The following is a 12230-nucleotide window of genomic DNA, read 5'->3' on the forward strand; positions in this document are numbered from 1 at the left end:
CGGATCGCGGAGCGGCGCTCGGGGCACTCTTCATCCTGGTCCCCATTGCGGTGATCGGAGTCGCCGGGGCTGCGGCGAAGGGCTTCGATGGCCCGTCTCTTGTCGTTCTCGTTCTGGTCTTCGGCGGGCTTGTCTGGGCGATGGTGGTCGCTGCGCGGGCGGCTGCGTTCATCGAATTCTCACCAGAGCAGGTCACCGTCGGGTTGGCGCCGTTCTGGAGGACGCGGCTGCCTCGACGTCAGATCGCAGATGTCGCGATAGTGCATATCGACACCTACGGCGACTACGGAGGCTGGGGCATCAAGGGCTCGGCCCGAAGCTCGAAGGGGCGCCTGTACTCGGTCGGCGGGGAGACCGCCTTGCGGCTGAAGATGCGGGATCAGCGGACGTTCTTGGTCGCGTTCAAGGACCCCGGGACGGCGGAGCGAGCGAAGCGAGCGCTGCACGGCGGGTGCTGATCGCGCTGAGCGGGACGGTTGGGCCGACGTTGAACATGGAGCGCCACCGGCCTGCGTCAGTCATCGGCGGGCTCCTCCGCCTTCCGACGCATACGGTTCTGCAGCCCCGCCAAGCGGTTCGACAGCGCGCCCGCCGCATTTGCAGCGTGCCCGATGGCATCCCCGCCGAGCCGTTTTGCGACGTCAACCGAGTCGGCGCTCACGTCGAGGGCACGATCGCGGGCATCCGTCGCGACGTCGTCGACAGCGTCGCGCCACTTCTTCGAGTGCAGCGTCGAACGGTCGTGCTCGATGCCAAGTGTGCCGTGGAAATCGACGAGTCCGGCTGCGACGCGGTTCGTACCCTCGACGACCCGTCGCGAATCGATCGGATTGAGCAGCACCTTCACGTTACTCATCCCGGCCGCCGCGTCCATCCGGTCGATGAGACGCTTCGTCGTGGCGGCGATGGCATCGCGTCGCTGCGAACGAGCGACCTGCACACCGGCGCGGTGACTGTCCAGTTCGTTGGGCGATGTCCGAAGGACCCGGTCGAGCTCCAACACCGCGAGACCGTCATGCAGTTGGAAGCACCGTGCGAGCACAGCCAGCCATTCGCTCGCGGCCGACTCAGCGGCAGAGGTGAGCTCAGCGAGATCGCCGACCTTCGTGGTCTTCTCGAGCTTGACCGCGAGTGCGTCCAGCGCTCTGAGCGCGTACGACTGCACCGTCAAGATCGTCTGGCTCGCCCCCTGGATCTTCGACCAGGTGACGTCGTTGACGCCCCCGACCTGCTCGCGGATCGTCAGCGCCTCGCTCAGGAGCAAATCGACGCCGATCATGTCGGAGAAGACCTGGTCCTTCTGAGCACGGAGGACATCGTCGAGCTTCGCGTCGATCTTGGCCAGGTAGTCCGTGATCTCGTCCATGGCCTGCTGCATCGCAAGCTGTGCCATCACGCCCGCAGCGCCGGTCAGGATGGCGGGGTTCGTGAGGACCGAGCCCGGCGTCTTGACGAACTGCAGGATGCCCTTGATCTTCCCGCCGTCCGTCACCACCGCGCGGCTCACGGAGGGATTGGAGCCCTTCATCGCGGGAAAGTCCTTCAGCGCCTTGGCGGAGTCTTTCGTGAGCTTCACCCATCGCCCCGACGCTGCCAGTCCGGCGCCAGCCTGGGCTGCCATTGATCCACTACTCGAGACTTCGCTCCACCGAGGAAGGGTGAGATCGCGAGAAGCGAGCCCGTTCGATGACAAGAAACGCTCCACCGCACTCGGGTCGCCGATGATCGCGACTCCTTCGTCGTCGCGGACGACCTCGATTTCGTCAGTCATCATGCTCCTCATCGTTCGCCGGGTGATCGGCGAAGCTCGTTCAATTGACTCTTGCCGCGGTTTCTAGACAATTCGAGCGAACGCTCGAGACGCCGGTCAGAACGACGAGGCTGCCGGGGGTGCGGGCGGCGTCGAGTGCTGCACATGCTCGGTCCACTGGAGGCCATCCCACCAGCGGTTCGCGCCCTGCGCGTCCGCGTACCACCCGGGCGGCGGGCCCTGCGACGGAGCCGGCACTGGCCTCGGCTGCTGAACGGTGACGGTCGGCTGGGGCGTCGTCGCCTGCGCACCGAGGTGAAGCGACATCTTGTGCCCGCACCCTCGGCAGGTCTTCGTGAAGCCCATCGCGAGCTCCGAGATCCCGACGGTCATCACGGCGGTGCTCGCGCGAACGCTGTTCCTGCCCAAGTTCGCTGCAGCGCTGTTCGTGCACTTCTTGCAGTCACGGCAGCCTGTCTCGACCCGATTCGCCATCAGGCACCCCTCTCGTTCCTCGGGAAGCGTACGAGGACCGCTAACCTGCGACCAGTGCCCCTTCGGGGGTGTTGCGGGATGGCGCACGTCTTTGCGGCGAAGGACGCTCGCCGCCCGGTGTTCAAGGAACTCTGATCGCCCTAGTTGCTCGAACGTGAGGACCCCTCCCGAAGGTCCGCGGATCAGGAGCACTTCGTGACAGACCAACGACGGCAGGACGAACGACTCCTGGCGGGCCTCCGTTTCCTCGCAGATCAGTCAGAACCAGCCCCCCCCGAAAGGACGTTGGGAAGCAGCATCGGCGCAAGTCTCCATGAGCGAGACGGAGTCGACCTTCGTCCCCTCCCGCCCCGAATCTTGGGGCCGCAACGCCTTCTGGTTCGGGACGTCGACGCTCGGTCGCGCGGGTTCGATGGCGGCAGTAGCTCAACAGTTATCGTCGTTCGTTCAACAGGGTCTGCGTAGCGAGAGCGTTTGACCGACCGACCGACCGACCGTGCGCTCGTCTCGTTGTCGTGAGCCGCGCTGCTAGCGTCGAAGCATGGCGGATGAGGGGCTGCACGACGAGCTACGGGCTTTCGTCGACGAACGCGACTGGGGTCAGTTCCACAGTCAGGAGAACCTATCGAAGAGCATCTCGATCGAGGCGGCGGAGCTGCTCGAGTGCTTCCAGTGGAAAGCCGAGGCCGACGAGTCGCGCGTGCGGAGCGAGCTTGCTGACGTACTCACGTACTGCTTCCTCCTCGCGGACCGCCTCGGCACGTCGCCGGAGACCCTGATCCGCGAAAAGCTCGCGATCACGAAGGCCAAGTACCCGGTGGAACGATCGCGAGGGCGGAGCACGAAGTATGACCAGCTTTGACATCAAGCGGCTCCCGTTCACCCGAAAGCACCTGCGGTCATGGCAAGCGGATGATCGTCGCTTCATCAACTGGCCAGTGGTCTACATCCTCGACGATGGGAAGCGGGCGTACGTAGGCGAGACCCTGAACACCGCCGCGCGGATGCGGCAGCACCTCGAGTCAGCCGAGCGCAAGACGTTGAAGGCGGTTCGGCTCGTGCTCGACGACACGTTCAACAAGTCAGTATGCCTCGACCTCGAGTCGCAGCTCATCGCCTTGCTTGCGGCGGACGAGAAGTTCACGGTGCTGAACAGCAACAAGGGAATCGTCGATGCCGATTACTTCGATCGGCCAAGGTACCGCGACACCTTCAAACAGATATTCGATGCACTCCGCGAGCAGCAGGTATTTACTCGCAGTCTGCCCGAGATCGAGAACCGTGAGCTCTTCAAGCTCTCACCCTTCAAGGCCTTGAACCGTGACCAGGCGATCGCGTTGGAGGACATCCTCGAGGGCCTGTTCGACGACTGGGAAGACGATGCAGCGACTCCGAGCACCGTGCAAGGGGACCCCGGCACCGGCAAGACGATCGTCGCTGTCTACCTGCTCAAGCTCCTCCGAGACCTCGCCCAGGGCAAGGGGCTCGACGATCTCGAGAGCGACGCGCTCTTCTCCGACTTCTTCACCGAGGACAACCACCGTCTTCTCGATGGTTCGCGGCTCGGGCTCGTTGTTCCGCAGCAGGCGTTGCGGGCGTCCCTCAAGCGCGTGTTCGCGAAGACCCCCGGTCTTGACAAGACGATGGTGCTGACTCCGTTCGAGGTGGGGAAGAGCGATGAGCCCTGGGATCTGCTCGTCGTCGATGAATCTCATCGCCTCAACCACCGCGCGAACCAAGCGTCCGGCGTGCAGAACAAGAGTTTCGGGGAGATCAACGAGAAGTTGTTCGGCGCCGACGCCGATCACCTGACACAAATGGACTGGATCCGGAAGCAGAGCCGGCACCAGATCTTCCTGATCGATTCGCATCAGAGCGTGCGTCCCTCCGACCTTCCGCAAGCGACGCAGAAGGCGCTCATCGATGAGAGTGAAGCCGCGGATCGCCGCTACCGGCTCTTCACGCAGATGCGCGTGCAGGGTGGCGCGGACTACGTGTCCTTCGCACGAGCGCTCCTGGGCGACAAACCGCGCGAGCGTGAGGACTTCGGCACCTACGATGTGCGGTTCTTCGACGACCTCGGCGAGATGCACGACGCAATCCGAGCCCGCGACGCTCAAGTCGGGCTCTCCCGTCTCGTTGCCGGGTACGCCTGGGAATGGAGAAGCAAGAACGACTCCGCCGCGATCGACATCGAAATCGACGGTCGCAAGCTGCAGTGGAACCAGACCCAGACCGACTGGATCACCTCACCGGGGGCGGTCGAGCAGGTCGGATCGATCCACACCGTGCAGGGGTACGACCTCAACTATGCGGGCGTCGTCATCGGGCCGGACCTGCGGTTCGACCAAGAGACGCAGCGTGTTGTCTTCAACCGATCGAACTACTTCGACAAGAAGGGTATGGAGAACAACCCGCGGCTCGGGATCGAGTACTCGGATGAGGACGTCCTCCGCTTCGTGACGAACGTGTACTCGGTCCTGATGACGCGCGGGGTACTCGGCACCTACCTGTACGTTGTTGACCCGGCGCTGCGGGAGCACTTGCGCGCGATCATCCAGGCGCGCTGAGCCGACCCCGAGTAGCGGCCCCTCAGGCAGACGTGACGAGGTCGCCGGGATCAGGCTCGGCGCCGCTCGGACGTCGCCGAGCCACCGGCACTTCGTCCGAGATCGCGTCGAGCCGCTTCGCCGCATCCGTAGGGCTCAGCGCGAGCAGGCTGTCGTCGCCCGCGGGAACGGCTTCGCGGCGTACCGCGAGTGGGTCAATGCGCAAGGCCGACATCACAGCTGATCCGACCGCGCGGGCGAGCAACGGCGGGACCGCGTTCCCGATCTGACGGTGCCCGTGCCAGTTCGTGGTGTGAAAGCGGAACCAGTCCGGGAACGAGTGGAGCCTCGCGGCCTCCCGGACGGTGATCACTCGAGGCTCCGTCGGGTGCAGGGGGCGGGACGCACTGAAGGCGCCACGCTCGCGGCCCGTTCCCGCCCGGAGGGTCCGTGAGGGGGCGGTCGTGTCGAGCCGCCAAGCTCGACTGATCGGTTCGACCTTTCCCTCGCCGACCCGGAGGAACCGCGCGATCGACTCGGGCTTGTGTTCGGTGGCGCGGTACCCCGTGAGGACGCGGCCGTTGGTGGGACGCGGGTGTGCCAAGTACCCGTGGTCGCCGCGTGTCAGCGTTGAGAGATACTCGTTGGTCGTGGACGAGTACACGTCGGATTGGGCCGCGCTCAGCTCGAAGAGTTCGCCGTCCGCTGCGCCGCGACCACCGAGTGCAGGCAGTCCGGCGAAGGCGTCCGCTACGGTCACCGGGCGCTCGTGCGTCGCAACGGGCAGGGTCGGACGCTCCGCCGCGCCGAGCACGCCGAGGAGGACAACGCGCTTTCGGCGCTGCGGGACCCCGTACTTCGAAGCGTCCAATGGAGTCTCGTGGTCGGCGATGGCATAGCCAGCCGCACGCAGTCGGTCGAGGGCGCTGGAGAGGATTTCCGCGTACTGGGCGGAGAGCATGCCGGGGACGTTCTCCATGACGAACGCGCGAGGGCGGACCTCCTCGACCAGACGAACGAACTCACCCACGAGCTTGTTCCGCTCGTCGTTCGCGTCGCGCTTGCCCATCGCCGAGAAGCCCTGGCAGGACGGTCCGCCGATGATGACGTCGACCGCGCCGTCCCAGTCGTCCGCGTCGGGGTTGTGCCTATCCCAACCTCTCCGCGCGGACTCCAGCAGATCAGCACCCGTGATGCGGCTCACGTCCCGACAGAGGACGTCCGTGAGCGGGAAGTTGTACAAGTGCGTGGCTGCGTGCACCGGGTCGTACTCGACGGCGCTCACCACGTCGAAGCCCGCCATCTCGAACCCGAGACTGAGCCCCCCTGCGCCGGCGAACAGGTCAATCGCCACGGGACGGAGGGCGGGTGCGTTATCGGGGGCTGCCATATAGTAACGATCGCACACCGCGCGATCGCCGACAAATGGGCGCGCGGGCGGCGGAGGCCGCCTTTCTAACGCACTAGGGGGAAACCGTTGGCCGACCACATCGAAACCGTCGACGCGAGTCCCGTGAAGCGGTTGCTGATCGACATCATCACGCGCGACATCGGCCTCGTGGCAGCCATCGTCGACCTGGTGGACAACTCGGTGGACAGCGCGCTCGCGCTCCGACCGGAAGGCGACCTGACGGGCCTCGCGGTCGACGTGCAAGTCACCCCCGGATCGTTCTCGATCGAGGACAATTGCGGAGGGATCAGCGTCGCGAGCGCGAAGAACTACGTCTTCAGGCTCGGTCGTTCGATGAACGAGAGCTCGACAGCAGGGTCGATCGGCCAATTCGGCGTCGGGCTCAAACGTGCGCTGTTCAAGATCGGGGACTCGTTCATCGTGTCGTCCTCGACCGCTTCCGAGAGCTTCACCGTCGACCTCAACGTCGCCAAGTGGGTGGATGACCGTCGCTGGACGTTCCCGATGATCGTCCATTCCGAGCCGGCTGCGTCGGGAACGGGGACGACCGTGATCGTCAACCGGCTCCACAAGTCGATCTCCGACTCGTTTCAGGACGTAGACATGACGGACTCGGGCTCCGTTGTGTCCGAGTTGTTCGAGGAACTGCGGTCTCGCCACCGCCTGGCGGTCGGAAACGGGCTCGCCATCACCCTCAATGGGCGCCCTGTCGTGTCGGCGGACTCGACGATCGCTTCGAGCGATCTGGTGAATCCCGCCTACCGGTCGTTCGTCATCGACACTCCCTCCGGCGACCTGTCCGTTCAGATCGTCGCCGGCGTCGCGCCTCGCGTCGTCATCGGCGTCGACGAAGACGGCGAGCCCGAGACGCAGGTGCACGCCGCCTCCGACGCCGGGTGGCTCGTGTTCGGAAACGGTCGGCTCCTGCTCGCGAACGACCAGACGCTCGTGACCGGGTGGGGGAGCGGCCGATCCGGAATGCCTCAGTACCACAACCAGTTCGCTCGCTTCCGAGGGTTCGTGTTCATGCGGGCCGCGAAGTCGAACGTCGTCCCGTGGAACACGATGAAGACCGGCGTCGACCCCGACAGCGTCGCGTGGCGGCGGGTGCGCGACGAGATGATCGAGGCGGGTCGCGAGGTCATCGATCTGCTCAACTACGCCAAGATCGAACGGCAACTAGCTCTGTCTGGCAGCGGTCGTGAGACGCCAATCCTCGATGCGCTGGACGCCGCGGGCTCTCAGGACGCGTCCGAAGCGGCCCACGAGTACGAGGCGACCTTCTCGATGACGATCACCGAGCTTCGCGGCGGGATCGCCTTGGCCGCCAAGTTCCCCGCCCCCAACCCGGAGACCGTGGCCAAGCTGAAGAAGATCCAGTACCAGGTCGACGCAAGCGCCTTCGAAGACGTGGCTGCGGCCCTCGGGACCGAGAACGCGGCACAGATCGGCCGTCAATCGTTCGACGCCTACTACGCAGCCCACGTCAACGCGTGACGCCGACAGGAGAGACACGGCCCATGACCTCACGCCCCCGACGCGACCCGCGCGAAGCAGCCCTGGACGTGCTCGCAGAGCATTGGACGGACGCCGACGGACGCGTCACGTTCCCCGTCGACCCCGTTAGGATCGCGGAGTCCATCGGGGTCGAGGTGGTTCGCGCGAACCTGGAGCGCGACGTGTCGGGGCTGCTCGTCAAGGACCCGAAGGAGAACTCCGCTCGCATATTCCTCAACCGCAGGGACCACGAGCGAAGACAGCGCTTCACGTGCGCGCACGAGATCGGACATCTGACCAAGCGCGGCCCCGACGTCGACGAGCGCATCGGATACGTCGACTCCCGTGACACGCTCGCCAGCGCGGGGACCGACCCGGAGGAAGTCTGGGCGAACGGCTTCGCTGCCGAGCTGCTGATGCCCGCCGTCGCCGTCCGAACCCTTTGGGCCAAGGGCACAAGCGTTCCGAAGATCGCTCGGACGTTCGGCGTCTCCGAGGAAGCGATGCAGGTTCGGCTCGCCACGTTGAGGCTCTCTTGAGCGGCGAGCAGGGCGCGAGCTTCCGCGTGGACGAGTTGCGCGAGGGCCGAGGAAGCTCGCCATCGGACGAGGTCGAACGCGCGTTCAGGACTGCGGAAGCAGCCACCGACAAGGAGCGGATCGCGTCGATGGACGGCTGGCTGGGCCGCTCCCAGCGCAAGCAGAACGTGAACCTGCCCTCGGTCGACGTCGAACTCGCCAAGGCGACCGTCAAGCTGCGGGCACGCGATCTCGACGTTCGACTGAAGCGCTTCCTCGCATTCTTCGCCGTGATCGCGGTGAGCGTGCAGCTCTCAGTCGCGGACGTGTACTTCGTGCGCCTGATCGTCGTCGGTCAGGCGCCATCCGACACGGTCCTCGTGGCGTGGTTGTCATCGACAGTGGTCGAAGTCATCGGCATCGTGGCCATCGTCGCCCGGAACCTGTTCCCGGATCGCACGAGGCGCCCTGCGGTGAAGCGCAAACGATCCTGACTGCGGCGATGGTCGACGGCGCACACGAAGGCAGCTCGCCGCTGGCAGCCCGCTCCCCGCGGCCTTTCGCGGACCTCCGACCTTCGCCGCCGGCGAGTCGTGGCGCCCTCGGCGTGCGGCCACGCCCTGCCCGCGGAGCTGTCAACTGATGCGGATGAGCGGCGACCGAGCCACGGAGCCCGCCTTCGGCCTCAGTCTGCGCCGTCTTACCGATCCTCTGAGGCAATCGTCGCTTCGCGCGGCGATCGTGAGTCGAGCATCTGGCGGCGGCGAACGAGTATGCGGCTGGCGGCGCTGATGCGGGAGCGATCATGCCGATGGCTGCGAAAGTCGACTCGACAGCCTTCCGACGAACCTGCGTAGCTCGAGTCAGCGTCGCGGCGATTACCGCACGACCGACCGTACGCGGGCTACGCGGATGCCGAGGGCAATCCGCCGTCGCCGTCCCCGTGCTCGCCATCCGAGGTGGGCATCGGACTGGAGCAGACGCAGCCTCCTGAGACGAGCGACGGCCGGTGCTTCACTCGGTCCACGTGGTCTCGTGAGCGCTTTGCAGTCCTGCGAGATGCATCCAACGATAGACGCGCCGATACGCCTCAACGTCGACCGTGCGGAGACCGGTCGCGCCCGTGCTCACCGGCCCGTCGTGCTTTGGCAACTGACTGTCCAGGAAGTCGCGTTCGCGGCTCGTGACCACAGGCACGCGAAGGTCGAGCGGACTCTCTGCGGGGCTGAAGTAGTCACGTCCCTTGAACATATCGGCGACGTCCGTGCCATCGTGCTCCGAACCGAGGAGCACGCCGGCGAGGGTTTGCATGGGCACGCCGTCGGCGTAGGAGATGTTCAGCACCTGGTGCCATGTGAGCTGGTCGCCGAGCCGCTCGCCGAGGGCATCGGCGATCGCCGCGGTGAGGGCCAGTCGTTGGCTTTCGACAAGACGACCGCCGCGAGCCGCACCGTCGTCGGTCTCGTCGATGGAGGTCCAGTCGGTGCCTACCTGATTGATGAAGCGCTCAGCGGAGCCGTCAACTTTGTCATCGTTCCTCGCGCTCACGGTCACGATCAGCACGCTCGGCGCGGCGATGCCATTGACCGCGTCCTGCACGTCGGCGATCAACTTCGAATTGAGCCTCTCGACGTAGTCGAGCCAGAGGATCGTGGGACGAGCGATGTCAATTCTGCCGCCTCGGATGAGGTCGCCCGCCTGGCCATGGACGATCTCGACGGTCGCGAACGGCTTGTTGAAGACGTGCCGGGTGACGTCCTTCCGCTCGATCGACACCATGCGGTCGATGCCGAGCGCGCGGTGGAAGAGCTGGAAGTCGATGAACTCGTAGGCCCCCATGCCGACGTACTGCATGTCCCGAGGGGCGACACCGAGCGCGTCCAAAAGCGCTCGGCAGGCGTCCACGATGATGTGGCGCTCGATGTTCTTCGCCGGACGGTGGCGGTAGTCGAGGGTGGCGCCGTTCACCTCACGCCCCTGACGACGTTGTTGAGGTAATAGGAGAACGTCCTCTCGCCGACCGCCTTCTTCGTGTCGGCGTCCAGGCCGGCCGCGACCTCCGAGAACTCGTCCTCGTCCACGGCGTACGCGATTCGTACGCCGCCCCGATGGCGAGCAGCGGGGTTCTCCGGAGGCGCGGCCGCCGGCTGGTCCGACGTGAGCGAGCCCTGCAGGTCGCTGATCGTGACGGTCTTCGTCCTCGGATCGTCCAAAGCAGCGGACAGCGGACGATCAGTCACCTCGTCCGGAGCGCCTGTCTCCCGTTTGATGGCGTTGAGGTGCGAGACGACCTGACGACCCAGGTTCACCATCTCACGACGAATCTTGATCCAAGCCCGATCGTTCGGTTCGATGCCCGTCTTGTCAGTGGTCCACGGGAGAGCCCGAACGTCGTCGGCCGTCATGAGCACGTAGCCTCGGAAACGAGAATACTGGTTGTGATAACGGGGGAGGTCCCGACCCCCGGCCCATCCCGTGAGGTCGGACCTGTCGGGTCCTACGATCAGCCGTCCGTTACCGAATACATACCAGCCCGCCGCCCGCTCGGCTTCCTCGCCGTCTTCGGGCTCCTCGTCGGTTCCACGGTGTGTGACGGCCTTCACCATGCCGGCGAAGATCTCGACCGAGATGGCGCCCCCATCGACGCTGTCCACGGCGAACCGTCGATAGCCGGGAGCGATTTCGCCGCCCGCGCTGACCTGGGAGGGCAGTGGTTTGAGCGGGGTGCCGTTCAGACGCATCTCTATACCCCGCTCGATGGCCATGCGGTGGCGGGAGCGAAGCTCTTCCCGGAGCCGGTTGATCATCTTCGCGTCACTGAACGCGTCGGTTACCCAGGTCTGCAGCTCGTTGACCTGGACGGTGGTGCCACGCGGCTCGTCGTCGCCACGACGGAGCACGTCCAGTTGGATGTACCAGTCGTCGTGGCCCTCCTCTGTTCGCTTCGACATCCAGTCCTCGATGTCCAAGTCGACCTTGAAGAGTGTGTCCGCAGTGGCAGAGCGCACGGTGAACGAGTCGGCGATCTTGAACAGCGTTCGCTTCATGCCGACACCGAATCGGCCGATGGATCCCGTCTGCTGCGACGCGGAGCCCTCCTCCGGGCGGCCGAGCGCGAAGACGTAGCCCTCCGCTGCCTCGAGAGTGATCCCCTCGCAGTTGTCTCGCACCTCGAACCTGTCGGGGTAGGCCGAGATGTCGATCCGGAGCTTCAGGCCGTCGGGCGCGTCGGTCGAGTCGGCGGCGGCACGAAGTAGCGCATTCGCGCTGTCGACGGAGTTGTCGACCAAGTCGAGGATCGCGGGAATCAAGCTAACGTCCCGTGTGAGAACGTCGATGAACATCCGCTTCGCTGGGCCGGCGAACACGGACTTGGAACCCACGACGTCGTCGCTCATCGTTCCCCCAGCACTCGAGAAGTAGTCATCGAACTGACACTAGTTCGTGGCGGCCTGCGTTCCAAGGGGTGATCGGCCGCGGTGGGCTTCGCTGCAACCTCGGCAGGTCGGACGACGTCATGTCGAAGACGGTGCGACGTATTCGATGCGGGATCCCGCGGATGCCGGATCGAGGCTCGTCAGCGGCCCGCCCCATCCGGCGTGGACCGGCGGGCGGATACGAGGTGGCCGCAGCCGGTCAGGCAGCCGGTCAGGCGGAACTCCGTCGGCTCGTCCTGGCGCCGTGCCGTCTGTCTCGGCGGTTGAACTTCCCCGCAAGGGGTCCGATGGGGCCACCGAAATTGCGCAAGGCAACGATTCGGTGCTGACCAGGGTGAACCTGGACGTGCCTCACGGCGCGTTCATCACGATCAACGGAGAGTCAGGCAGTGGCAAGTCGACGCTTCTGAACATCATCGGCCTGCTCACCCGATTCCGGCTCTTATGAGATCGACGGAGCCGACGCAGTCTCCTTGACGGAGGCGGACCGAGCGCGCTCCCGAAACCTGTCGATCAGCTTCATATTCCAGAACTTCCATCTGCTCGAGAAGCGTCAGGCCGTGGAGAGCGTGG

The 12230-nt window shown here is 65.4% G+C and carries 12 protein-coding genes; 7 read left to right on the top strand and 5 right to left on the bottom strand.

The window, feature by feature from the left end; genetic code table 11:
* Positions 1-50 precede the first annotated feature (50 nt).
* Positions 51-458 (top strand): hypothetical protein, encoded by a 408-nt coding sequence (locus KK097_RS13830; protein ID WP_214545210.1) that lies wholly within the window; start codon positions 51-53, stop codon positions 456-458.
* 56 nt (positions 459-514) lie between these two features.
* Here KK097_RS13830 and KK097_RS13835 read toward each other — a convergent pair whose 3' ends face one another.
* Together KK097_RS13835 and KK097_RS18740 are read right to left on the bottom strand one after the other, a co-directional pair.
* Positions 515-1774, bottom strand: coding sequence for a hypothetical protein (locus KK097_RS13835; protein WP_250896765.1), 1260 nt, complete (start codon positions 1772-1774; stop codon positions 515-517).
* Between the two features lie 93 nt (positions 1775-1867).
* Positions 1868-2245: a DUF2510 domain-containing protein gene (locus KK097_RS18740; protein WP_307858800.1), complete on the bottom strand. Its 378-nt coding sequence runs from the start codon at positions 2243-2245 to the stop codon at positions 1868-1870.
* A 541-nt stretch (positions 2246-2786) separates the two neighbouring features.
* Here KK097_RS18740 and KK097_RS13845 point away from each other — a divergent pair.
* Entirely contained in the window at positions 2787-3107 is a 321-nt protein-coding gene (locus KK097_RS13845; protein ID WP_128779614.1) for a nucleotide pyrophosphohydrolase, read from the top strand.
* A complete protein-coding gene (locus KK097_RS13850) occupies positions 3094-4815 on the top strand; it encodes a DUF2075 domain-containing protein (protein WP_214545212.1) in 1722 nt (573 codons plus the stop codon). The genes KK097_RS13845 and KK097_RS13850 overlap by 14 nt, the downstream gene beginning before the upstream one ends.
* 22 nt (positions 4816-4837) lie before the next feature.
* On the opposite strand, the gene KK097_RS13855 is transcribed toward KK097_RS13850, so the two are convergent.
* Positions 4838-6283, bottom strand: a complete 1446-nt coding sequence (locus KK097_RS13855) for a DNA cytosine methyltransferase (RefSeq protein WP_214545213.1) — start codon at positions 6281-6283, stop codon at positions 4838-4840.
* Between KK097_RS13855 and KK097_RS13860 the strand changes: the two genes are divergently transcribed.
* Genes KK097_RS13860 through KK097_RS13870 form a run of 3 tightly spaced genes read left to right on the top strand, consistent with a single transcriptional unit; the run spans position 6272 to position 8714 of the window.
* Positions 6272-7702 (top strand): ATP-binding protein, encoded by a 1431-nt coding sequence (locus KK097_RS13860; protein WP_214545214.1) that lies wholly within the window; start codon positions 6272-6274, stop codon positions 7700-7702. The genes KK097_RS13855 and KK097_RS13860 overlap by 12 nt on opposite strands.
* A gap of 23 nt (positions 7703-7725) precedes the next feature.
* Positions 7726-8241, top strand: coding sequence for an ImmA/IrrE family metallo-endopeptidase (locus KK097_RS13865; RefSeq protein ID WP_214545215.1), 516 nt, complete (start codon positions 7726-7728; stop codon positions 8239-8241).
* A complete protein-coding gene (locus KK097_RS13870) occupies positions 8238-8714 on the top strand; it encodes a hypothetical protein (RefSeq protein WP_214545216.1) in 477 nt (158 codons plus the stop codon). The genes KK097_RS13865 and KK097_RS13870 overlap by 4 nt, the downstream gene beginning before the upstream one ends.
* Positions 8715-9234: 520 nt before the next feature.
* On the opposite strand, the gene KK097_RS13875 is transcribed toward KK097_RS13870, so the two are convergent.
* Both KK097_RS13875 and KK097_RS13880 read right to left on the bottom strand, forming a co-directional pair.
* Positions 9235-10188 (bottom strand): O-methyltransferase, encoded by a 954-nt coding sequence (locus KK097_RS13875; protein ID WP_214545217.1) that lies wholly within the window; start codon positions 10186-10188, stop codon positions 9235-9237.
* Complete coding sequence (locus KK097_RS13880; RefSeq protein ID WP_214545218.1) at positions 10185-11618, bottom strand: ATP-binding protein; 1434 nt, start codon at positions 11616-11618, stop codon at positions 10185-10187. The genes KK097_RS13875 and KK097_RS13880 overlap by 4 nt, the downstream gene beginning before the upstream one ends.
* Before the next feature lie 145 nt (positions 11619-11763).
* Here KK097_RS13880 and KK097_RS18830 point away from each other — a divergent pair, with 145 nt between their 5' ends.
* A complete protein-coding gene (locus KK097_RS18830; protein ID WP_367575483.1) occupies positions 11764-12105 on the top strand; it encodes an ATP-binding cassette domain-containing protein in 342 nt (113 codons plus the stop codon).
* Positions 12106-12230: the final 125 nt, after the last annotated feature.

The organism is Curtobacterium flaccumfaciens (assembly GCF_018598405.1).
GTDB lineage: Bacteria > Actinomycetota > Actinomycetes > Actinomycetales > Microbacteriaceae > Curtobacterium > Curtobacterium aurantiacum.